The organism is Anabaenopsis sp. FSS-46 (genome assembly GCF_029891665.1).
In the GTDB taxonomy this organism is placed as follows: domain Bacteria; phylum Cyanobacteriota; class Cyanobacteriia; order Cyanobacteriales; family Nostocaceae; genus Anabaenopsis; species Anabaenopsis arnoldii.
On record NZ_JANQDG010000064.1, the window covers coordinates 1 to 21,931 of the forward strand.

The 21,931-nt window shown below is 41.7% G+C and carries 22 protein-coding genes, 1 other RNA gene and 1 pseudogene; 14 read left to right on the forward strand and 10 right to left on the reverse strand.

The window, feature by feature from the left end:
* Positions 1 to 183, forward strand: a 183-nt coding sequence (locus NWP21_RS06970; RefSeq protein ID WP_280792126.1) for a hypothetical protein, incomplete at its 5' end; no start/stop codon positions are given.
* 312 nt (positions 184 to 495) lie between these two features.
* On the opposite strand, the gene NWP21_RS06975 is transcribed toward NWP21_RS06970, so the two are convergent.
* The gene (locus tag NWP21_RS06975) at positions 496 to 849 is read right to left on the reverse strand and encodes a hypothetical protein (protein WP_280792127.1); all 354 of its coding nucleotides are present in this window, start codon (positions 847 to 849) and stop codon (positions 496 to 498) included.
* Positions 850 to 960: 111 nt separating this feature from the next.
* On the opposite strand from NWP21_RS06975, the gene NWP21_RS06980 reads away from it, so the two are divergent.
* A complete protein-coding gene (locus NWP21_RS06980; protein WP_280792128.1) occupies positions 961 to 1,695 on the forward strand; it encodes a hypothetical protein in 735 nt (244 codons plus the stop codon).
* A 249-nt stretch (positions 1,696 to 1,944) separates the two neighbouring features.
* On the opposite strand, the gene NWP21_RS06985 is transcribed toward NWP21_RS06980, so the two are convergent.
* On the reverse strand, positions 1,945 to 2,271 hold the full coding sequence (locus tag NWP21_RS06985; RefSeq protein WP_280792129.1) for a hypothetical protein: 327 nt from the start codon (positions 2,269 to 2,271) through the stop codon (positions 1,945 to 1,947).
* 460 nt (positions 2,272 to 2,731) lie between these two features.
* Here NWP21_RS06985 and NWP21_RS06990 point away from each other — a divergent pair, with 460 nt between their 5' ends.
* The 7 genes from NWP21_RS06990 to NWP21_RS07020 all read left to right on the forward strand — a co-directional run bounded on the left by NWP21_RS06990 (position 2,732) and on the right by NWP21_RS07020 (position 8,720).
* Positions 2,732 to 3,223: a pentapeptide repeat-containing protein gene (locus tag NWP21_RS06990; protein ID WP_280792143.1), complete on the forward strand. Its 492-nt coding sequence runs from the start codon at positions 2,732 to 2,734 to the stop codon at positions 3,221 to 3,223.
* On the forward strand, positions 3,220 to 4,374 hold the full coding sequence (locus NWP21_RS06995) for a 5-(carboxyamino)imidazole ribonucleotide synthase (protein ID WP_280792144.1): 1,155 nt from the start codon (positions 3,220 to 3,222) through the stop codon (positions 4,372 to 4,374). Before NWP21_RS06990 ends, NWP21_RS06995 begins: the two co-directional genes overlap by 4 nt.
* A 180-nt stretch (positions 4,375 to 4,554) precedes the next feature.
* A non-coding RNA gene (gene ssrS, locus NWP21_RS07000) (6S RNA) lies at positions 4,555 to 4,738 on the forward strand.
* A gap of 138 nt (positions 4,739 to 4,876) precedes the next feature.
* Positions 4,877 to 6,148 (forward strand): pitrilysin family protein, encoded by a 1,272-nt coding sequence (locus tag NWP21_RS07005; RefSeq protein ID WP_280792130.1) that lies wholly within the window; start codon positions 4,877 to 4,879, stop codon positions 6,146 to 6,148.
* A gap of 53 nt (positions 6,149 to 6,201) precedes the next feature.
* A complete protein-coding gene (locus tag NWP21_RS07010; protein WP_271733141.1) occupies positions 6,202 to 7,485 on the forward strand; it encodes a pitrilysin family protein in 1,284 nt (427 codons plus the stop codon).
* 84 nt (positions 7,486 to 7,569) lie between these two features.
* A complete protein-coding gene (locus NWP21_RS07015; RefSeq protein WP_280792131.1) occupies positions 7,570 to 8,346 on the forward strand; it encodes a peptidoglycan-binding protein in 777 nt (258 codons plus the stop codon).
* A 20-nt stretch (positions 8,347 to 8,366) separates the two neighbouring features.
* Positions 8,367 to 8,720, forward strand: a complete 354-nt coding sequence (locus tag NWP21_RS07020; protein ID WP_271733145.1) for a phage holin family protein — start codon at positions 8,367 to 8,369, stop codon at positions 8,718 to 8,720.
* Between the two features lie 200 nt (positions 8,721 to 8,920).
* Here the strand turns inward: NWP21_RS07020 and NWP21_RS07025 are convergent, their stop codons facing one another.
* Both NWP21_RS07025 and NWP21_RS07030 read right to left on the reverse strand, forming a co-directional pair.
* Entirely contained in the window at positions 8,921 to 9,379 is a 459-nt protein-coding gene (locus tag NWP21_RS07025) for a cobalamin biosynthesis protein (protein WP_280792145.1), read from the reverse strand.
* Positions 9,380 to 9,719: 340 nt separating this feature from the next.
* A complete protein-coding gene (locus NWP21_RS07030) occupies positions 9,720 to 10,997 on the reverse strand; it encodes an ankyrin repeat domain-containing protein (RefSeq protein WP_280792132.1) in 1,278 nt (425 codons plus the stop codon).
* 187 nt (positions 10,998 to 11,184) lie between these two features.
* Between NWP21_RS07030 and NWP21_RS07035 the strand changes: the two genes are divergently transcribed.
* Positions 11,185 to 11,655, forward strand: coding sequence for a DUF4079 domain-containing protein (locus tag NWP21_RS07035; protein WP_271733150.1), 471 nt, complete (start codon positions 11,185 to 11,187; stop codon positions 11,653 to 11,655).
* Positions 11,656 to 11,703: 48 nt separating this feature from the next.
* Here NWP21_RS07035 and NWP21_RS07040 read toward each other — a convergent pair whose 3' ends face one another.
* On the reverse strand, positions 11,704 to 12,387 hold the full coding sequence (locus NWP21_RS07040; RefSeq protein ID WP_280792133.1) for a DUF1997 domain-containing protein: 684 nt from the start codon (positions 12,385 to 12,387) through the stop codon (positions 11,704 to 11,706).
* Between the two features lie 175 nt (positions 12,388 to 12,562).
* Here NWP21_RS07040 and NWP21_RS07045 point away from each other — a divergent pair, with 175 nt between their 5' ends.
* Together NWP21_RS07045 and NWP21_RS07050 are read left to right on the forward strand one after the other, a co-directional pair.
* Positions 12,563 to 13,348, forward strand: coding sequence for a Nif3-like dinuclear metal center hexameric protein (locus NWP21_RS07045; RefSeq protein ID WP_280792134.1), 786 nt, complete (start codon positions 12,563 to 12,565; stop codon positions 13,346 to 13,348).
* 550 nt (positions 13,349 to 13,898) lie between these two features.
* Complete coding sequence (locus tag NWP21_RS07050; RefSeq protein WP_271733154.1) at positions 13,899 to 14,210, forward strand: DUF6679 family protein; 312 nt, start codon at positions 13,899 to 13,901, stop codon at positions 14,208 to 14,210.
* Positions 14,211 to 14,300: 90 nt separating this feature from the next.
* Here the strand turns inward: NWP21_RS07050 and NWP21_RS07055 are convergent.
* Both NWP21_RS07055 and NWP21_RS07060 read right to left on the reverse strand, forming a co-directional pair.
* A pseudogene (locus NWP21_RS07055) lies at positions 14,301 to 14,417 on the reverse strand (recombinase family protein); the annotation flags it as partial.
* A gap of 63 nt (positions 14,418 to 14,480) precedes the next feature.
* The gene (locus NWP21_RS07060; protein WP_280792136.1) at positions 14,481 to 16,130 is read right to left on the reverse strand and encodes an MBL fold metallo-hydrolase; all 1,650 of its coding nucleotides are present in this window, start codon (positions 16,128 to 16,130) and stop codon (positions 14,481 to 14,483) included.
* A gap of 768 nt (positions 16,131 to 16,898) precedes the next feature.
* Between NWP21_RS07060 and NWP21_RS07065 the strand changes: the two genes are divergently transcribed.
* Both NWP21_RS07065 and NWP21_RS07070 read left to right on the forward strand, forming a co-directional pair.
* Positions 16,899 to 17,270 (forward strand): sulfite exporter TauE/SafE family protein, encoded by a 372-nt coding sequence (locus tag NWP21_RS07065; RefSeq protein ID WP_280792137.1) that lies wholly within the window; start codon positions 16,899 to 16,901, stop codon positions 17,268 to 17,270.
* Positions 17,271 to 17,621: 351 nt separating this feature from the next.
* Positions 17,622 to 17,789, forward strand: a complete 168-nt coding sequence (locus NWP21_RS07070) for a ribbon-helix-helix protein, CopG family (RefSeq protein WP_280792138.1) — start codon at positions 17,622 to 17,624, stop codon at positions 17,787 to 17,789.
* Between the two features lie 130 nt (positions 17,790 to 17,919).
* On the opposite strand, the gene NWP21_RS07075 is transcribed toward NWP21_RS07070, so the two are convergent.
* From NWP21_RS07075 to NWP21_RS07085, 3 genes are all read right to left on the reverse strand, one after another.
* Positions 17,920 to 19,185: an HhoA/HhoB/HtrA family serine endopeptidase gene (locus tag NWP21_RS07075; protein WP_280792139.1), complete on the reverse strand. Its 1,266-nt coding sequence runs from the start codon at positions 19,183 to 19,185 to the stop codon at positions 17,920 to 17,922.
* A gap of 444 nt (positions 19,186 to 19,629) precedes the next feature.
* Positions 19,630 to 20,469, reverse strand: coding sequence for an indole-3-glycerol phosphate synthase TrpC (gene trpC / locus NWP21_RS07080; RefSeq protein ID WP_280792140.1), 840 nt, complete (start codon positions 20,467 to 20,469; stop codon positions 19,630 to 19,632).
* A gap of 69 nt (positions 20,470 to 20,538) precedes the next feature.
* Positions 20,539 to 20,811, reverse strand: a complete 273-nt coding sequence (locus tag NWP21_RS07085) for a HetP family heterocyst commitment protein (RefSeq protein WP_271733163.1) — start codon at positions 20,809 to 20,811, stop codon at positions 20,539 to 20,541.
* Positions 20,812 to 21,931: the final 1,120 nt, after the last annotated feature.

Here is a 21,931-nt window from a genome sequence, read left to right on the forward strand (position 1 = left end):
AATTGGGGATTACAAAACTATAACAACTACAGCACAAATGACGGTTGGAAGAGTTACCAAGTTAGCGTAGGAAATTACTTTACGGGTAACTTTAACTATCTCACCTTTGCCAATGACCACGATGTACTAAATCCTGATGCTGATAGTCAGTTCCGTAATATCCAACTTTATGAAGGTAGCTAGTGCGATCGCTGTTTTGTTAACAGTTGACTGTTGATAGGTCAGTGTTTAAGAGCTACAACAGGGAGGGAGCCAGGGGTTAAAAACCCCTGTCTGATAGCTCAAGTCGGATAAATCCGACTGGGTGTTAAATATAACTTGATAAATAGGGCTAACAATCATTATCAGACGGGGAATTTATTCCCCGGCTAATGGCTGTTGATTGTCACACCTCTTCCCAGTCAACTGTCAATAACTGTGATATTTCTGCTCTGGGGACTCTGGGTTATTTCCGTGGTAGTGCGATCGCTAATGGGGGGTAAGTTGGGGCGACGGTCAAATTCCTGTATTTAGATATTGACTTTGGCTTTTGTCACGTTTGTAGCCAACTACAGGTATTGGTTTTGTATCTAACAGCAAGGTGCACTCAAAGATTGCCCCCAAGTCTCGAAGCCAGAAACGTCTTAATTCTTCGAGCATTCCCTCTAATCGTCTAGCTCTGCGGTTGAACTGGCTTTGGTCTAACAGTTTTGGAAACAACCTCCAGTCATTCAACAGTGTTAACATCTCACTATCCGTGAATTTTGGTGATGGACTTGGCAATAACGGTACGTAACGATAGCCTTTTTGTTGATACCAGTCATCTATTAGCACAAAAATTGTCGTCAATAAGGTCGAACCGTCTACCATATATCTTGTGGTTTCCCCTTCTTTTTTGCTACCCCATCTCACATAAGGCGTATTATTAGAATTAGTAGTGGCGAGCTTTGGTACACAACGGCAGACTTTGAGATTAATGTTGTGACTGGGGCAAATGCTGGTGCTTTGACGAGCATTACTCTAAGTGCGAACAACATTACGCTCCACCAAAATCTGGCGATTCCTAATAACCCAACCACGCTGAATTTCGCCAACAATACTCTTCAGGTGCCAACTGGTGCAACCCTCACCCTAACTACAGCACAAGCCAGTGGAGCGGCGATCGCAGGGGAAGGTACTGTAGTCCTGACTAACCCCGGCGATAACCTCACAGCAGATTTAAATAATATCAACGTCTCTGAAGTGAGATTGGCAGTTGGCGCACCCCTGAATGTGACAGCAGCAACCCTGGCGCAGACCGTCACCTTCGATGTCACTGGCCTTGGTAATTTGACCTTAACGGCTGGTCAAGCTAGCGATCGCTCAATTACCAATGCTGGACAAGTGACGATTACTGGTTTAGGCAGCGATGAGGTTGACCTCGACAGGATTACCGGTACTGGTACGGCTACTGCTGGTTTATCCTCGCCGTCCGTGACTTTAGCAGGTGATACCAACCTTGGTAATGTCGCCGTCACACTTGCCAGCCAAAGCTTGACCTTGAGTGCCACCCAAGCCAGTGGTAAGAACATCACAGGTACAGGAGCAGTCACAGTCACCGGTTTAACGGCTAACACAAACCTCTTAAGATTAGCTGATACCTTAGCAGTAAGAGGCACGGTGACCACACCTTTGTTAAAACAGGTGATATTCTCGCACCTGGTGATTACACTCTGACCCTGGAGAAGGGTTTAGAGCCTTCCCCGTGACTCATCCTCTGATTATAACAGACGCTACAGAGGGGCGATACAACCTCTGTGCGCCGAGTAGCCGTGGGACTGTCTAGCCCATTCCTACCACCATTGGTTTAAATTCTCCATGGCTGATACCACACTATACCTATTAGGTGTGGTCAATGTTCAAACATATTATACGTATATGTAAATTAGAAAAATACTCTTCGCAAAGCGAACCAATACCGCACATTTAGTCATATTCAATTTCCAACTGAGCTACAGTGACGGCGTTAAAAGCGAACGCCAAAACTAAGGGCATAGGACACTTAAATATAAACGTGGAAAATATGGCTACAATTGTACCAATTACTGCCGATGCCGACCATACTTTTTCCTCAACAGTTAAGCCCCTTTCAGCCTTAATCAAGTTAAGTACATGATTGGGAATGGGTTCTGGCATTACCCCGCCAGGCGGAAAAGCCCAATAGCTGTTGCGCCGCTCGACAAATAATTCTGTCCAGCCATTTTCTTCGCACCATGCTTCAATCCACTCAACAGAGTAATGAGTTATAATCATAATCTTGTGGGTAATTAAGACTTGTAGAATTTGTGTAGTTGGTAAATATAAGTTGCTGACAGATTTGCTGAATAGTTAACCAATGATTATGAACTCAGAGGAAATACCCCACATATAGAACCCCAGATGTAAAGCGGTCTAGCTATTTGGGATAAACAAGAATTGCTTAACTACTCACATAATTAAAAGATTAACAGTCTCTCCTACCTGTGGCACTCAAAATACAATAAACTTTACTTATATAAGCTAATATCAAGAATTGTAAATAACTCAGCTAACTCACAGGTCAGTACTGGGGCGATCGCTTGTTAACTTATCCAACTATGTAGGTTATCCTATGGCAGGTAATAACAGTATTTTTTATCCCTTAACAGATTATTACAAAAAATTCTATCGGGTAAGCTCAAAGATGATTAAAGACTTTTCAATATTAGTTATGGACCCAAAACAGTTACCCAATATATTTTGGAAGCAAGGATTAGCATTGATTCTAGGCATTATACTATTTTGCCAAGCTTCCCCACCAGCCAGGGCAGATTGGACTCATCCCATGTCATTTAGTAATGCAGAATTAGCCAGACGTGATTTTTCAGGACAAACTTTACAAGCGGCTGAGTTCTCTAACGCCAATATGGAATTAGCTAACTTTGAAGGTGCTGACTTACGAGGAGCCGTGATGAGTGCTTCGGTGATGACTCAAGCCAATCTTCACGGAGCCAATTTAACTAATGCTATGGTGGATCAGGTAAACTTAACAGGGGCGGATTTAAGCGATGCCATTTTTACAGAAGCTCTTTTGTTACGCTCCACCTTTACTGATGTGAATATCAATAGTGCGGATTTCACAGATGCAATTTTGGATAGAGCGCAAATTAAAGAACTGTGTCACAAAGCCAGTGGTGTAAACTCTAAAACTGGCATAGAAACTAGTTATTCTCTGGGATGTCGATGAAGCGTGTTGGTATAATTGGTGGTGGACAACTGGCCTGGATGATGGGGGGTGCGTCCAAAAAATTAGGATTAGAATTGGTAGTGCAAACTCCGAGTCTTAATGATCCTGCGGTTTCCACGGCTGAGGATGTTGTTTTAGCATCAGTTGATGATGCTATTTCCACAGAGCTTTTAGCACAAAAGACTGATGTCATCACATTTGAAAATGAATTTGTTGATTTGGATTCCTTATCTTTAATCCAAAACCAAGGTGTTTGTTTTCGCCCGAGGTTAGAAGCCTTAAGGCCTCTTTTAGATAAATATGATCAACGCTGCTACTTACAAGATTTGGGATTACCTGTCCCCCGATTTTTCGCTCTCGAACAACTAGACAATCTCTCGTCTCAAACAGCACACCTGGGTTTTCCTCTTGTTTTAAAATCCCGACGGCATGGTTATGATGGTCAAGGGACTTTCATTATTAATGATTTAGCATCTTTGGAGCAAAAGCTAAATTCTCACATCACAACTAAAGATTTAAGTCAACATCTATTTTTAATAGAAGAATTTGTCCCCTTTGAACGAGAATTAGCAATAATTGCGGCTCGTTCCACAGAAGGTGAGGTTGTGACTTACCCAGTGGTAGAAACCCAACAAGAGCAACAGGTATGTCGGCGAGTGATTGCACCAGCTGATATTACACCCAACCAAGCAGCAGAAATAGAAGCGATCGCCCATACTCTCTTAAATAACTTGGAAGTAGTGGGAGTTTTTGGTATTGAACTATTTCTCACCCCCAGCGGTAAAGTATTGGTCAATGAAATTGCCCCTCGTACCCATAATTCTGGGCATTTCTCCTTAGACGCTTGTGAAACATCTCAGTTTGAACAGCACTTGAGAGCAGTTTGTGGTTTACCTTTGGGCAATCCTGATTTACATTGTGCTAGTGCCGTCATGGTCAACCTGCTGGGGTATGAAATTTCCAGAAGCGACTACCAAACCCAGCGCCAAAAGTTAGCCGAGATTCCCCAAGCTTTCGTTCACTGGTACGGGAAAACAGAATCACGTCCTGGGCGCAAACTCGGACACGTCACCGTGTTATTAGATGATAAAAACCAAGATAGCATGATTAATATAGCCCAAACTATAGAATCTATCTGGTATTTAGTTTAGATATCACAAATATGGCCAAATCTCACACTTACCAGTCTGTAGTTCCCCCAGCAGGTGTAAAAACTGACAAAGCTGGTGAAAGATATATTTGTCCATCCAACTACTCAGGCTCCCGGTCAAATTCACGAGAAAATTTTCATACTCAACACACAACCTGTTTGAGAAGGCTATAATAATCTAGTTGCACTACGACGTTGGTGACTGCCATCAAGTTTTTTGATCTATGTCTTTAAAGAAAAGGGAAGCTAACAAGTCTCGTGGCAGTAAACCGGGCATGTACCTGGAAACTTAAAACGAAGAACGTCGGCACCCACCTGGTTAAACCAGGTCATAAACTTAGGTAAAACGGCGTCGCGGTGAACTTAAAATTATTAGCTCCTCAAGTTAGCAAAAACTTAGGGGCTTTAATTTTATAAATCTGTATAATTTAATTCTGATTTCGTTATCATTCAGAGTTAGAATAGTAAAAACTATCTTAAATTGTGATTAAACCTACAAAAACTTGTTACAAGAACTAAAGCATAACGTTTTTCCAGCCTCGGTTCTCCGACTAGATAATGGTCTAACACTGATCCATCAGGAACTTACTACTACCCCTGTAGTTGTCGCTGACGTTTGGGTGCGAGCCGGAGCAATAGTGGAGCCAAAACCGTGGTACGGTATGGCTCATTTTTTAGAACACATGATTTTTAAAGGGACTGCGAGACTAGCCCCAGGAATTTTTGATCACCACATTGAAACCAGGGGTGGTGTGAGTAATGCCGCCACAAGTTATGATTATGCTCACTACACCCTAACTACAGCCGCTTCTTACGTAGAAGATACTCTGCCGCACTTGGGAGAACTGCTAATTAATGCCGCGATCCCAGATGATGAATTTATCCGAGAACGGGATGTGGTGCTCGAAGAAATTCGCTCCTGCAATGATAATCCCGATGCGATAGGATTCCAAGCCCTCAATCAAAGCATCTACCAAAACCATCCTTACGGGCGCTCAGTCCTAGGTAGTGAGTTAGAACTAATGCAACACTCACCAGCAGCCATGCGTTGTTTTCATCGCGCACACTACCAACCGCAAAACATGACAGTAGTAGTTGTGGGGGGAATTTCTCAACAGCCAGCCTGGGAACTCGTAAATAAATCATTTGCTGAATTTGCCCCACCATTGAACTGTCCACAAGCTGAAGAAATAGTAGAACCAGTAATCACCGGAATTCAGCGGCAAGAAATCTGTTTACCACGTCTAGAACAAGCCCGCCTAATTATGGCTTGGGTTGTGCCGGGAGTCAAGGAACTACACACAGTCTATGGTTTGGATTTATTGGCAGTGTTACTCTCAGAAGGCCGCACTTCCCGACTGGTGCATCATTTACGAGAAGAATTGCAATTAGTCCAGGAAATTTATTGTAATTTCTCCTTACAAAGAGAATCGAGTTTATTTACCATTACTGCTTTTTTGAAAGTGGAAAACCTATATCAGGTGGAAAATCTGATTCTTAGTCATTTAAATGATTTGCAAACCATGGGAATGAGCGAGCGGGAACTCGCCCGCATACGTAGGCTGGTTTGTAATGAATACGCTTTTTCTACGGAAACACCAAATCAGTTGACAGGTCTTTATGGATACTACAACACTATTGCCCAAGCTGAATTGGCAGTAGCATATCCTCGGCATATTCAATCATTTAACACTCAAGAACTGCAAAAATTAGCTAAACAGTTGCTTTCACCTGATAATTATGCAGTTACTATACTTAAACCGGTTGCTGATTAGCATCCCCACTCGCAAACAACTAACCACCTACCAATAATTAATACCTAATAATTGTGAAACCTTGCCTATCTGCCTCTCCTGTTCACCGCACTGTATTGAATAACGGTATTGTAGTCATAGTGACAGAAAATCCTGCTGCGGATATTGTAGCGGCGCGGATGTTTGTCCGTGCTGGTAGTTGTTGCGAAAAGCGAGAGCAAGCGGGATTAGCCTATTTGGTCTCAGCAGTGATGACAAAGGGATGTGACGGACTTTCAACCTGGGAAGTTGCTGAAAAAGTAGAGTCTGTGGGAGCAAGCTTGAGTGCTGATGCGGCTACAGATTATTTTTTGTTGTCTTTGAAGACCGTAACATCAGATTTCTCTGATATCTTAGCATTGGCTGGGCGAATGTTGCGATCGCCTACATTTCCCCAATCCCAAGTAGAACTAGAAAAGCGTTTAGCACTGCAAAATATTCGCTCTCAAAAAGAACAGCCATTTACCATTGCCTTTAGCCAAATGCGCCAGGTAGTCTATCAAAACCATCCCTATGCTATGTCAGTCTTAGGAGATGAAACCACAATGAGCAGCTTATCACGTGCTGACTTAGTAGACTATCACCAAACATATTTCCGTCCCGATAATCTAGTTATTAGTATTGCAGGGCGAGTCACCTTAGCAGATGCTCTAACACTAGTAGAACAAGTATTTGGCGATTGGGAAGTTCCTGCACAGCAGATCCCATTACTTAACTTACCAGAAATTAACCCAGAACCCCAGCATCGACTACAGCCTTTAGAAACACAGCAATCCATAGTTATGTTGGGTTACTTGGGATCATCGGTAAGTTGTCCAGACTACCCCCCATTAAAATTGCTGTCTACTTACCTAGGTAATGGGCTTTCTAGTCGCTTGTTTGTGGAATTACGGGAAAAAAGGGGTTTAGCCTACGAAGTGTCGGCATTTTATCCCACAAGGTTGTATCCAGGCTCATTTGTAGTCTATATGGGTACAGCCGCAGAAAATACCAGCATTGCTCTGGAAGGACTACGTACAGAAGTAGATTTACTCTGTAAAACAGAAATATCAGAAAGTGACCTGCAAGCAGCTAAAAACAAAATTCTGGGGCAGTACGCTTTGGGTAAACAAACTAACGGACAAATTGCCCAAATCTATGGCTGGTATGAAACACTGGGTTTAGGTCTGGATTTTGATCAACAGTTTCAAGAATTAATTCTATCTGTGACTGTTCAGGATGCGATCGCTTCTGCATGTCAATATTTACAGCAACCTTATATATCTGTAGTTGGTCAAGAGACAGCAATTAAAACTGTATTTCCCAGTGCGGAGTATTAAGTATTACAATTGATTTTGTGTCACCTGTTTTTTGAACAGAAGGAAGTATAATATGACCGTCATAAGTTTCTGGGAATATAGTCCATGCAAGTGAGGCTGACAACAAGTATCTGGAACTACTTTGAGTCACTAAAAGCATTTCGTGGCTTGAACAAAAATAAGTTTTATTATTTACTTGTGTTTTCATGTACGTTGTTACTGTTTACCTCCGATACAGTCAGCGCAGTTGTGGTTACCCCAAAAATTGCTCAAGCAACAAATAGAGTTGTAATTAGCCGTCCTACCCTCAAGCTTGGTAGTCAAGGAGAACCAGTCACAGAACTACAGGCGGCTCTAAAACTTTTAGGCTTCTACTCAGGTGCAGTGGATGGTATTTACACAGAGGGGACAGCCGCCGCCGTTTCTCAATTCAAACGAGCAGTTGAATTGATTCCAGATGGCATTGTTGACTCTATTACTTGGCAAAGACTATTCCCCCTGGAGCCAATAGTTATACCAACAATCCCGGGAAATCAGCCCTCATCCAACTTGAGGCCAAATTTTCCCATTACCAACCAGATTCTACCCACCAGCACAGTTATTAATTCTACTCAGCCCATACCAGCCTCACCACCCCCAGGCGCAATACCTGGTGTTCAATATACCTCCCAAGGATTGCCAATTTTACGTCCAGGAATGCGTAATTCAGCAGTGAGACAGTTGCAAAAACAACTCAAACAGCTAGGTTTTTTCGCTGGCGATGTGGATGGAGATTTTGGCATAATGACGGCAGCAGCAGTAAAATCTGCACAACAACACTATGGTCTGGAGGCTGACGGTGTGGTAGGTGGTGCTACCTGGGAAGCACTATTACGAAGATAGTTAAATTCTAGGAAAAAGCAATGAGACATTTTTTGCTAACTTGGCTGGTTACTGCGGTGGCTTTGCTGATCACCGCTAATATTGTCCCGGGGTTATTCGTCAGGGATTTTGTCGCATCCCTGGTGGCTGTAGCGGTAATCGGATTAGTCAATGCTTTTATTCGACCAGTTTTAAACATTTTGGCGTTTCCTATTACCTTACTCACCTTTGGTTTGTTTACCTTTGTGATTAATGCCTTAACTCTTTGGCTAGCAAGTAACCTCACCCCCGGTTATGGTTTTGAAATTCAAGGTTTCTGGCCTGCTTTAGTCGGTTCGATTGTCTTAACTATTGTTTCTAGCTTAATTAGCTATTTTCTCAGGGTAATTTTGTAGTGTCTCCTATTTTCAAAGGGGTTTCCATTCGTCGATACGGCCAAGCTGGCTGTAAGAAGAAACCCCATAAAGAAGCTTTATGGAGCCTAGTTATTTTGCTATTTCTCTAGGAGGGTTGCAGCTAAAAGTTTTAAAGAGTATATTAGGAATCAAGAAAAGCCCTCCTAGAAGGACGTTGTTCTGTATCCCATTATTTCCGGTCAACGATCATTAGTCGCCACAGCTAGCGTTACTGACCCTGGTTCGGACTCTAACCGAAAAACTTGTTTAGGAACTAATAATCTAATTTCTAACTCTTCTTTTCTAGTCAAAGGTGGGGTAATATAAGAGGCTGCAAGAATAGCTGCAGCCTCAGCTACGCTCGAAGTTCCCACTGTTTTGGCGGCGATTTTGCTAGGGTGAGGGATAGATACAGTAGACAAAATATTGGACGGAAAGAGTTTTAAGGGAAAATTGCAAAGATGACACAGTTCTATTAAACCAACTTCTGAGGCTTTAGTATCGATGGTAGCAAGACCAGCAATGGTATTTTCCCGGAGTTGATTTTCTGCAAATACTTGTTTTATTGCTGTTGCTATCAAACGCCACGAACTACCCTTCTGACAACCAACTCCTACCCATAAATTGGGCAAATGTTGCTGTTGAATAATTGTGCCAATTATTGGGTCTATCTTCAGAGTGGAGGATGTCTGTAAAATATCCACGGGGATCAACTATAAAATTGGCAGACTGGATTATACCACGAAACGGATCTTTATAATACTGTTATTCATGATTAAATCTTATATATTTAGCCTATCTAGCACAGTAGGAAACGCGAAAGTAGAAACATTTTGCCTGTTATACTTTAGTGTTCCAAGTATTTCTGACTTTGTTAATAATTAACAAAGTCAGTTTTGTTAATTATTAATACTTCCTAGGAGAATAGATGCAGTTGCTACATTACCAAAGGAATAATAAGTCTATACTGCATCTGTTGCCGGTGATTTAAACAAAACTCTATTCTTGTGCGCCGGATTTTTCGAGACTCTGGGCTATATTCTGATACCCATTAAATTCCGCAATCATTAAAGCTGTATAACCGCCCCGGTTTTTCAGATTTATATCTGCCCCAGCTTGCAGTAGTATCTGTACAGCCTCTCCATATTCCCGAGCAACAGCCCACATCAATGCTGTTGCTCCTGCTAAGTCCTGAAAATTTACATTTGCACCTTTAGCCAGCAACAACTCCATTATTCCTGTGTAGTTATGTTCTGCTGCCTTAATTAAAGCTGTTTTGCTATCATTTCCTAGACTATTAGCATCAGCACCGTGGTCTAGTAACAGTTTTACTGTTTCCATATCTCCTTGGGATATTGCTAATATCAAAGGTATACCTAGACTTGTACTATTGATTTTTTGACTAGAACACAATAATATGTCAAGGATTTGGCTATGTCCTTGGAATGCGGCTACAAGTATTGGTGTATCACCCAGATGATTTCTGATTTGGGGGTCTGCACCTCGGTTTAGTAAGAGCTGCACCACATCAATGTAACCTTCTACAACGGCTAGGTGTAGGGGAGTTTCACCGTCTTGATCTTGATGATTAATTTCGGCACCTTGATCTAGTAAAGCAGATGCGATCGCAGTGTGTCCTGCTGCTACTGCTGCTGATAACGCAGTACCACCATGTTCATTTTCCTGATTCACATCAGATCCAGCTGCTAGCAATGCTTGCACAACTTCCAAATTTCCTAAGTCAGCGGCCATCATCAAAAGTGTCTCACCTTCTGGGTCTTGGATATTGACATATGCATCATTTTGTGTTAACAGTCTTGTTGCGGCTGTGTTAGAGGATCTAACAGCTAATTTTAAAGCAGTATCATGATCTTGGTCTGTGATATTTACCTCAGCGCCAGCAGCTAATAAGACCTGCATGATATTAACATCACCCTTAACTGTAGCTGCCATTAAAGCTGTACTACCATCTTCATTAATCGCATTGACATCAGCACCTCTAGAGAGCAAAAGCTGCACAATGTCCAGTTGATGACTACTAGCAGCGAACATCAAAGCCGTCAAACCATAGCGTTTTCTGCGTAGGTTAATATTTGCTCCAGCATCTAATAGCGATCGCACAATTTCGGTGTAACCTGAATTGGCAGCAAACATTAATGGTGTAGTACCATGGTCATCGCTAACGTCAACCTGAGCACCGGTAGCTAACAGCTGGCACAGATGCCTAATATCGCCACTTTTAGCCGACTTTAGCAGCAATACATCCTTATTTTCCATAATCAATATCACGCACCCCGGCAGTTTTTGTGAATCTAGTGCCCCAATTTAGTCTGAAATTGTTTAAGCACTTTGGCAAGAGGCAAACTGAAAAACAAGGCAATATATTTCACCCCTGGCAACTTGAAGTACAGAAAATAGAGTTATGCTAACTTTTATGAAGATTTAAGGATTGGGGGAGAACACCATGAATTTGGAACTGTCGCCGGAAGTGAAATATTGGCTAAACTTTTTCCACCCGCTAACCATGTGGGGGTTATTAGCACTATCCCTGTATGCTGCTTATCTGGGGCTACAAGTACAGCGTACCAGAAGCGCTCAAGGAGATGTAAAGAAAGAACTGATTAAAGGTAAATACAACATCAAACACTACCAAGTAGGGTCTGTACTCTTAGCTTTAATGGTAACAGGTGCTATTGGTGGCATGGCCGTTACCTACATCAATAACGGTAAGTTATTCGTAGGGCCGCATTTATTAGCCGGACTGGGAATGACAGGTCTAATTGCGTTATCAGCTGCTTTATCTCCTTTCATGCAAAAAGGAGCCAATTGGGCGCGTATAACTCACATTACCCTCAATTTCGGGCTTTTAGGGCTTTTTACATGGCAGGCCATTACTGGCGTGCAAATTGTCCAGAGAATTCTTAGTAATGCTTAGTCTTTAGCCGTTAGCCAATAGTATAACTATTGGCTAATGAGTTTGAAGTTATTGGCTGCGATGAGAATTACTAGGAAAGGGAATTCCTAGGGATTGATGAAAGTCTTCCTGGACTCTGCGAGTTAAGCGCCGGGAGACTTGACGGACAATTTGGTTAAGTAGGCGATCGCCTGTGGATTTGACTAAAGACTGGGGTAGGCGTTGAATAAATTTGGGGAAGTGAAGATTAACCATCAAATCTAATTCCCATTCCACTCGTGTAATCTCACTAAAACCATTATGTGAGTCATTATCAGTACTTTCTACCAACTGTAGCGATGCCTGATAGTCTACATCATAGCCAGGGGGATGGTAGTCAGGAACAGGAATTGTGCGAATCCTGTATATTCCCTGGTCTGGAGGTAAAAGTTCTAATCCAACTTTTGGCTCTACGTGATAACCAAAGGAGCCAAAGCGACCAATAATTAAAGCATAAGCATTTTCACTCAACGGTTCTACTTTCATTGGTTCAGCACAGCGGGAAAACCATGCACCATGAGCTTGCAGATACTCGGCAACTTTATGGGACGGGCTATTCATTTCCATTGAGTCGCTATAATGACCGAAAAACTTAGTAAATGTCCCGACAGTGGTTTGTGTAAGTGTATCCTCAGATTCTGTTAAACTTGACGCTACTGGCAGAACTGTTTCTTTTATATCCCAAGATTGATATTCGCCGTTTGTCGAAAGCATCAATGTGTTCCCCTATAAATTAGTCTTTGTCTACCAATTCAGAGTTCCCAAGTTACTGGTATGGTTTAGTATTACCATTGTGGCTGAAAACTCCAGAATCTGTCATAAACTTCATAAAATCACTAATATTAAAGAACTGAATTTAACATAATTAGTTTCCCAGGATTGTATTTTTGTGAACATTGCTGATTTAATTATTTGGTTTGAAGCATGGGCAAATCCGACTTGGTGTGAAAGTTGGGATAATTGCGGTTGGCAAATTGAGCCGGGGGTGTTAGATCAAAAAGCCCGTGTGTTGGTTTGTTTGACACCGACTTTGGCTGTAATGCAAGAAGCGATCGCTTTGAATGCTAATTTGATTTTTGCTCATCATCCTCTGATTTTTAGTCCTCCCAAGTCTTTATGTAGTGGTGAGGCCATAGCGGAAATAGCAAGATTGGCTTTTAGGTACAATATTGGTGTTTACAGTGCGCATACAAATTTTGATCAAGTACAAGATGGAACTGCCGATGTTTTAGCTCAAATTCTAGATTTGCACGAAGCCACTCCTATAGTAGCGACACAACCAGGATTAGGCTACGGGCGTGTTGGGTTACTCCGGCCATGTCTGACTTTACAGGAGTTACTCGCTACTATTCAAACTCGACTCGCTCCTCCTCATTTGATTTTCTCGCCCACTGCTGACTTACAACAAACTATTTACCGAGTCGCAGTATTAGGAGGTTCGGGGGCTAGTTTTATTTCGGCTGTAGTGAAAACTCATGCTCAAGTTTATCTGACTGCTGATTGTAAGTTCCATCAGTTCCAGGAAAGTCGCGATCGCAATCTCATTCTAATTGATGCGGGACATTATGCTACTGAACGCCCGGCGTGCGATCGCTTAGTGCAACGATTTCTCTCCTTAAATCTAGACTGGGTGCAATTAAGCCTCCAGGATGAGGACTTTCGTCAGTTTTTATAGTATTTCCGTCCATTATTGTTAGAGCAAATATCGGGTATGATGCACACCCACCTGGAAGTTTTCACAGCCTCAAATTAAAACTGTTTGCCAATTGTTGTAGAAAAGCATTAAGGTGGACAAGATAATGAGTTAAGATCAAATACATAGGGATAAATATAAAGCAAAGTTCCTGGATTTCCCACCAATGCCAACTACTACAAGTAAGCAAATCAAACAACCGCGTTCAACGCTTAATTTGGAGTATTTTTTCTTACATAACTCAAGAGATACTCACGAGAAAATATTAGCTTGGTTAGGAGAATTTAGGTATTGGAGAAAATTGCTATGGAGATCTGAATAGTTGGTGGCGAATTGTCAGAAAGTTCTCCCCTAATGCCGATGCGGCTAAAGGGATAAGGAGTGCAGCCGTCGCACCATTAAAGGTTATACCTTTATCAAGATAAGAACTATTAAGCATTTTTACATCGGTAGATTTTAGTAGGTTCTGTCAGACGGTAAAACCCAAATTTCACAGGTTTAACTACGTTGTTTAAAAAGGTAGAAGCAGTACATGCTACACCGCAAGATCTATCAACTGTGTTGCGACGGGCGCGAGGTATGTGTATTCTTGCGGGACCAGCAACGCTGGATTGAACGCGCCCGCATCCTCGATATAGAGGGGGACTTAGTGACTCTACGGTATGAAACAGACGAGGAAGACGAGGTTTGCGCCTGGGAGGAGATGGTTCGTTTAGAAAGCATTGGCTCTGTAAGCCAAAAGTTAGCCTCAGTACCACGCGGTAATATAGAGTTTCTGATGACAGAAGATTGTCCCGAATCAGAGCGTATCCATAAACATTCTCCCGAATCTAATCCTGAGTAGAGACGCAATGATTCTTCAATGTTACCAAGCGTGATGCCTAAACCCCCCGTTTTCCCAACGGGGGATATAAGCTAAAGGATGAATTTATTCATCCTTAACTATTTTATTTACTTGATACCCTTTAGCTTCGCAGTAGCGTACAAGCCTTTGTGCTTGACAGTCTAAATTGCTTTGATTTTCAGCACTAGATACTCTCGTATAAATCACAAGTCCTTCAAACGTTTTTTTGTACATCAACATAAATATTAGGCGTTTCTACACTGGTAGAATTTAGGAGGTTTTAGCCAAGGGTTCAAAAGCAGGACAATATCCCTCAAGGGTGACTTTGAAGTTATGTAACACAGATGCGGGATTCCAACACCTTTGTCCTCTTTGGTGTCGGCAAGTGCCACAACAATCCATATCACACCAAGCCTGGCGATCGCTATTTTGGTGCAGTACTTCTCTAGCAGACAATCCTCGCAATACTAGTTCTTCACCCTGCCAACGAGCTTCTATTAAACCAGTATCGGCAAACTGTTGCCAACGGGGATCATGTGTAATCGCATCGGGTAAGGTGACAGTAATGACTGTTCCTAATTCTGTAAGTTCCCCTTCATAATTGGTTTCTGGGGGTGCTGGTTGTAAAAATGTGTCTCCAATTGGCAGTTCTACAAAAGTGCCAGCAGATGGAGAATGGACATGATAACGGTTTTGTAGTTCTTCCAATCCAGTCAAATCTGCCAAGTATGTCGGCGAACCATGGACAAAAACAACGTGCTGGGGACGCAAATTATGAATTAGTTGAGTAGTCCCAGACCCGTCACTATGCTGGGCCAGAAGATAAGTTTCGTCCTTGGTGGGTGCTGAATATTTTGTATTAAGTTTTATATCAATCTTTTCTGGTAACAGAATCATCCAAGGGCCTGTTTCCCTTTGGCAGTATTGGTTTAAATTAGCTGTAGAGTCAGTCAGGACAATACAGGGAGACTTACCCACAGTAGCCCGATGTTCTGGCTGCAAACGCCGGACTCGGGGGCGCACTCGCTCATCCCAGAACAAGGGTTGATGGCGAGCAAAGTTCTGCACTGATGGAGGTAAGTGGGGCAGTATTTCCAGGTAAGCATCGCAACCATTAGCCACAGCACCATCCACCCAAATATCTATATTTCGTCCGGTGAAGTGATGATGAGAACGTAATAGCATCAACAATTCTTGGCCTAAACCTAAAGCCGGTGTGGGAAGAAGCACAGAATGACCATCGGCCATCGCCCGATTAATCCGCTCCGCCAATTGATTTTCCTGGTGGCGACGGTGGGGGTGACGGGATGTGCCATAAGTGCCTTCAATAATCAATACATTTAAGTCTAATCCCCGTAACTCTTCTAAACGCAAACCTTCGACCAGGCGTGAGTTTGATAAGAAATAATCCCCCGTATACAGTAGTTTATAAGAGCGATCCTTTGTTGTGTATGTGAGCAAAATTACTACTGCTCCCGGTAAGTGTCCGGCAGGAAATAATTCCACTACCAGACCTTCTTGGATTTCCACAGGCGATCGCAACGGTAAGGCATGACAGAACTGAGGAATTGTCTTGGTATCTTGGTCTAGCCAATTTAACGGTAGTAACTTGGTTGTTACCTCACTAGCATAGATAGGTAACAGAGGAAAAGTTTGATGTAAGTCTAGCAATCCTCGGGCGTGGTCTGGGTGGGCATGACTGACCAGCACTAAATCCGCTGGGATTGCCAACTTAGCTGAACAGGTGAGTAACGATGAAGTGTCCTCTAATCCACAATCTAGTAGAATCCGGTGTGGACCCATTCGTACTAATAAACAAACACCCTCATCATGATGCTGGACACTATAGGGCAAACAGTCTAAATCGTTAGCCTTCTCCTGAGCATCAACGCGAGAGGATACCCACAGATTATCCCTCATGGTCTCCTGCCCTCTGACCTCATATTTGGGTTTGCCACTCCCCCGATCCCTAGCCTGCATGGTTTATCCATAGAGGAAGGGTAGCCCAACTGACCCGCTCATTTTGCCTTTAGAGATTATTCTTAATGTGCAGAGCCATTACCATGATAGTTGTCCGAATCATAAAATCCATTCTTAGTGCCAAAGAAGAGGCACGCAAAAGTGAATATAACTGTCAATCCCACTAAAATCAGCTTCACATCCATTTGTTTGCTGTTCCTCACTCAAGACTTTTTTATGGTAATAGAATGCTTGGGAAATCCGGCTGAATCACCAGAAAATCTTTACTATGCTTTCAGGGATTGATCCATAAGTAAATTTAGTACAATCACTGAGATTATATAACTTTTTTTGCCACTTGCCCATCCATATCATCAGCCAGACATCCAGAGTCCATACATTTTCACAACATTGCACTAACCGCTATTTTCTTAGCTTCGTTGTAGAAGTTGAACCCAATATTACTGTTGCCAAAAACCAAAGCATAGGTATTGATTTGGGTCTGAAGACTTTTGCTACAATGAGCGATGGAGAAAAAGTTTTATAATCATGACTTATCAAACATCCTCTAAGAACATAGAAATGGTCGGCATGGGGCATTGGCACGACCTAAAACAGACAGGGAGTGACTGTAAGACTGTTTCGCCAGCGAGTTACTGTGAACTGTCAATAATCACCGACCTTCAAGGTCGGTGAGTATGTCAAAAAAAATAAAAATTCATCAATAATATGTCTAATATAGTTGTTCAAATGTTGACCATTGGTTTAGTTGCCGGTTTAACTGGTGGTATGTTTGGTCTGGGGGGTGGTGCAATTATGGTACCAGCTATGGTGTTATTGGTTGGTCTAGATCAGAAATTTGCCACTGGTACTTCTATTGCTGCTCAAATTTTGCCCATTGGCATTTTAGGGGCAATAGTGTACTATCGCAACGGCAACATGAATCTTAAATATGCTGCAATTGTCGCCATTGGACTCATAGTTGGTAATTTATTTGGAGCATTATTTGCTAATCAGCCATTTATTAGCGGTGAGCTCATCAAGAAGTTATATGGGATTTTTTTACTCCTCCTTGCTATCAGATATTTAGTGGGAACTTAGCAATCATGAATACTCATTGACACTCCCACAGCTAAAACCGATGGGATTCTTATTTCATCCAGTCCACTTACCATAGTTGGTTACCCATCCATACCAGAGGTGGTTTTGTCCGCAAGCTTTTTGCTCCTTCTGTGAACCCAGATACCCTGTGTCCTGCCGTACTGTTTCAAGCAATAAAACTTTGGTTTTCTGGTACTTGGCGCTCGGAGATTTTACCTACACAAGCATGATGCGTGTAGAACCCAATATCTTGATTTTTCAAGGTGCTATGCCTCTGCTATCTGGGTTTTTTAAGTGGTTGAATACCTTCACCACTATAATTAAAATACCACAAAAGCCAGTATCTTAATTATGCCTAAACCTGAAATTTTTATAACTTTTCGTTTAACGCAAGAGGAAAAGGAATTGCTTAAAGAATATTGCGAGCAAGAAGGTAGAACTCAAACAGACATTTTACGCGAACTGGTTAGAGGTCTGAGACGGCGGCTAAAGTCGCCACCCACTCATCCCGCCCCTTAGGGAGGCAACAGACTGAAAATTTCTGGGATTTTCAGGCTGTTGCTGGTGGGCTTTGGTGCTTTTATTGTAACGAGTAGGGTTTGAAACTGACTCAGGAATGAGCAATACTCCGCTGCGCTAAAGCAGCTATTTATTGCGCTCCTTGAGTGGGGAAAGCACCAGTTCGCACGGCTAAGTTGATATTTTGCCCATTGCGCCGCAATCCTAAGCGCACATCTCCCCCAACTTGAGCATTTTCCACTGCTTTCTGGATACTGCTGGCTTGTGTGACTGATTTACCGTTGAGTTGTTGGATGACATCCCCTGCACGTAAGCCGGCTTTAGCAGCAGGTGAGTTAGGCATGACGCGCATAATTAATACACCTTTATCTTCATTTACCATCACACCGCTATTGGGGTCTGAGTTTAGGCGTTCTTTGATTTGAGGTGTTAAGTCTACCATCTGAATTCCTAGATAAGGATGCTCTACCTTACCTGCGCTAATTAGTTGCTTTGCAATCCTTTGGGCTGTGTTAATGGGAATGGCAAAACCTAGTCCTTGAGCTCTTTGGATAATGGCTGTGTTCATCCCAATTACCTGACCGCGGGCATTTAACAACGGTCCACCGGAGTTACCAGGATTAATGGCTGCATCGGTTTGAATAAATTCTACTCGCTTATCAGGTGCGCCAATTTGATTACTGCTGCGACCGGTGGCGCTAATGATGCCTGTGGTGACGGTATTATCTAATCCTAAGGGATTGCCAATGGCGATCGCCCATTCGCCCGGTTGCAGTTGCTCTGAGTTTCCCACTTCTACGGTCGGCAGATTGTTAGACTGAATTTTGACAACAGCGACATCTGTTAGTTCATCCCTTCCCAAAACTTTACCTTCAAAGCTCCGCCCATCCTTAAGTATAACTCTCACCTTATCCGCACCAGCTACCACATGAGCATTGGTGAGAATACTACCATCTTTACTGATGAGAAAACCGGAACCAGTACCTCGCTCTACGCGGTTTTGTTGTTCTGGTAGTTGAGAACCGAAGAATTGGCGGAAAAATGGATCGTTAAATGCGGCTGGTAGGCGGTTGGCGACTGTTCGAGATGCTTCAATTCTCACTACAGCAGGCCCTACCTTCTGCACTACCTGGGTAATGAAGTTGGAACCCGCCGCAGTTGGTGATGGGATGGCAGCATTGACTCGACTTACTGCTAGGTTTGATGTCGTCTCAGATATTTGCTGAGGGTTTCCAGCTACATAACCACCGGCGAATGTCATCCCTGATCCCAGTAGCACCAATGATAAAGAAGTAACTACCTTTTTCCATGGCACTTGATTTTGGTACTTGGTATGAGTTGGTTCGGCTGAAATGATATTTAACGGATAATCTTCATCATGTACTTGCTTATTCATGGCTGGCTGTCAAAATATTCGGATGTATTACTAATAATGTAGATATTATTTTTGAGGCTTTTGTTGCAAAGGTTTTACTTAATTGCGAATATTAGTCACCTATACAAATTTGACTTTTCCCCCGGTTGAAACCTAGGGGATTCTAAACTGATGTTGCTACGCCGGATAAAATCCTAGCTCGCAAAGTTTAGGATATAATTTATTTAAGCAGAGAATTACCGGAACTGAAAAAACTACCTCCTTTGTAGACACCGACCTATTTTGTAGCGTCAATAGGTCAAGTCAGTACGGAGGTAGTTAAAAACTATATTGAAAGTCAGGGGGGAAAATAAGAAACACCCCGGGTTAAAACCCGTCGTTTCGGGTTTCATCCTCTCGTTAAAGGGTAGGGGTGATCAGGTCGGGTTATTTTGACAGGGATACCATGCTGGGCTTAGGTGTTGATTAATCACCTTTAACCAGACAACGCACGGACTGCTCTATATTTTCTTGTTTAATTAATGGTTCTCCTACTATAACCGCATGTGTACCAGCCTCAGCCATCAAACATAAATCAGCCTTTGTATATAGTCCAGACTCGCTGACAACTATTACACCTAAGTTTTGTAATTGCGATCGCCTAGCTGCTAGCAGTTGTTGCGTAATACTCAAATCAATGGTAAAATCTTCTAGACTTTGGTTATTAATTACAACTAGACGGATGTCATCCAGTTTTAGTACTCGGTCTAGTTCATTCAAGTTATGAACTTCTACTAAAGCATTCATCCCTAAATAGTGAATTACTCTGAGAAAGTCTTGCAATTCCCGATCTGTGAGAATAGCTGCTATTAGGAGTACAGCGTCTGCTCCTGCCGCTCGTGCTAGATAAATTTGGCACGGGTCAATCATAAAATCTTTGCACAACAAAGGCAATGCTACCCTCTGGCGGATAGCACGCAAATTTTCCCAACTACCACGAAAGAATGCAGTTTCAGTTAACACTGATATACAAGCTGCACCACCTCGCTCATAAGCTTTGGCGATCGCTATGGGATCAAAATCTGTGCGAATATTACCATACAATGGTGATGCTTTCTGGATTTCTGCAATTAGTCCAGGTTTGTCAGGATTTTGTTGTAAAGCAGTCAAGAAATCTCGCACCGTTGGCGCAGCCGTTAACTGGCGTTGCAAAGAAGCCAACGACATCTGTTGGTGCATTTGCGCTACTTCTTGCTTTTTATGCCACACAATCTCTCTGAGAATCGGTTGCAGACGGCTATTAACAGTAGTCACTGGGTAAATCATTAGGTACTATGTATCTGGAGATAGGGTGACTCAGAAAATATCAAGTTAGAAATCTACTTCCTACTGTTTTCAGAGTCGAATCAAGTTTGACTTAATGTCGAAAACCTCTTTCTTCTCAGTGTCTTTCGAGTTAGATTTTTCAGCTAGACAATTATTTTTTAGTAGTCGAATGTAGGTGCGGTAAGGGATGTAGTCTATGGGATTGTAACCAGAAAACCGCAAAATTAATACACAGGCCCATGAATACTTTCCAGCAATAATTGCTTTGATAATTTGTTCAATTTGTTCTGTGTTAATTTTCTTGGTGGTTTGGCTGTGACAATTATTATTTATTTGATGCATACCTTTCCCTCTTAGTTAATTTGGAGTCCTATCATCTAGATACACATTTGATTGATGATGTCAAGTGAAATCTAAAATCGCGGCGCTGAAGTACTGAGAGCATTCATGGTAGTTTGATCTAATGTCTTGAAGTTAGAGCAGTTTTTACTATCTCTATAAAAACGTTGATATCACACAAGGATGATATGTCAAAAGCATTAACTTTAAGGGGTGAAAAATAGGGGTGGATTTAACTAGTGAGCATTTTTATATGTCTCATAGTTATCTAGTTAAACTATCCCCTACAGATAAACCGTGTTGCAGAAGCAGCTTCTGTATTAAGCGTACTCAATTTCTAGCCATAGATATATGAACAATTTTTAGATAGACTTATCTCTTCTTTCGCTTTTGTGATTGAGTGGTCTGCTTAATTATTATCCTTAGGGTTGAAATGATATCCCAAGCTGAAAAATTCTATGCCCTGGGTTTTACTCAAACAGTAAGATAATATCAAGGTTGTTTATTTGGGTATTTTATGATATAATTTACAACCTTATAATCATCTGTTATCTGATGGCATAAGATAAAGTATCATATGTTGCTGTCGGTCAATACATTCACTCCTGGGAAAGTTGAATTTATTTTGCTTTTCATGATTAACAACTTTAGTAAGAGAATTATTTGTTACTCAACATTTATGTAAAAAAATCTTTCGTGATTATCTAAACATAAAATCTTTACAATTTTTATAACCTTGGATAGATATTCTGAGAAGACCCCCATAAATGTAAAATTGAAGTGTATCTGATGACAGATGAATGAGAAGATTATTTTATATTTCAATATTTCTATGGTTAGATATATCCACCCGGAAAATAACGAAAATTCAATTTATAAATAGCTTAACCATCTATTGCAAATCAAATAGGATTGCTATAGATATATTTTCCCCATGACAGCTTGATCATAAAAGTAATTGATTATGATAAATTACTCAAATACATTTTTTATGTCAAGAATTACTTATGAAGAATAAATGGTTTACAAAAATAAACTTTAATAAACTTTTATTTCTATACTCTATAAGTAATAAATATATTTTTTATATTTTAGCAATGTAAAATATAATGATAAATATCCT

Excerpts from the sequence above, each read along its gene's own strand:
- NWP21_RS06975 (WP_280792127.1), bottom strand. The coding sequence starts at position 849 with ATGGTAGACGGTTCGACCTTATTGACGACAATTTTTGTGCTAATAGAT.
- NWP21_RS07040 (WP_280792133.1), bottom strand. The coding sequence starts at position 12,387 with ATGCTTTCGACAAACGGCGAATATCAATCTTGGGATATAAAAGAAACA.
- NWP21_RS07060 (WP_280792136.1), bottom strand. The coding sequence starts at position 16,130 with ATGAGGGATAATCTGTGGGTATCCTCTCGCGTTGATGCTCAGGAGAAG.
- NWP21_RS07075 (WP_280792139.1), bottom strand. The coding sequence starts at position 19,185 with ATGAATAAGCAAGTACATGATGAAGATTATCCGTTAAATATCATTTCA.
- NWP21_RS07015 (WP_280792131.1), top strand. The coding sequence starts at position 7,570 with ATGCAAGTGAGGCTGACAACAAGTATCTGGAACTACTTTGAGTCACTA.
- NWP21_RS06985 (WP_280792129.1), bottom strand. The coding sequence starts at position 2,271 with ATGATTATAACTCATTACTCTGTTGAGTGGATTGAAGCATGGTGCGAA.
- NWP21_RS07050 (WP_271733154.1), top strand. The coding sequence starts at position 13,899 with ATGCTACACCGCAAGATCTATCAACTGTGTTGCGACGGGCGCGAGGTA.
- NWP21_RS07070 (WP_280792138.1), top strand. The coding sequence starts at position 17,622 with ATGCCTAAACCTGAAATTTTTATAACTTTTCGTTTAACGCAAGAGGAA.
- NWP21_RS06995 (WP_280792144.1), top strand. The coding sequence starts at position 3,220 with ATGAAGCGTGTTGGTATAATTGGTGGTGGACAACTGGCCTGGATGATG.
- NWP21_RS07030 (WP_280792132.1), bottom strand. The coding sequence starts at position 10,997 with ATGGAAAATAAGGATGTATTGCTGCTAAAGTCGGCTAAAAGTGGCGAT.
- NWP21_RS07020 (WP_271733145.1), top strand. The coding sequence starts at position 8,367 with ATGAGACATTTTTTGCTAACTTGGCTGGTTACTGCGGTGGCTTTGCTG.
- NWP21_RS07065 (WP_280792137.1), top strand. The coding sequence starts at position 16,899 with ATGTCTAATATAGTTGTTCAAATGTTGACCATTGGTTTAGTTGCCGGT.
- trpC (WP_280792140.1), bottom strand. The coding sequence starts at position 20,469 with ATGATTTACCCAGTGACTACTGTTAATAGCCGTCTGCAACCGATTCTC.
- NWP21_RS07085 (WP_271733163.1), bottom strand. The coding sequence starts at position 20,811 with ATGCATCAAATAAATAATAATTGTCACAGCCAAACCACCAAGAAAATT.
- NWP21_RS07035 (WP_271733150.1), top strand. The coding sequence starts at position 11,185 with ATGAATTTGGAACTGTCGCCGGAAGTGAAATATTGGCTAAACTTTTTC.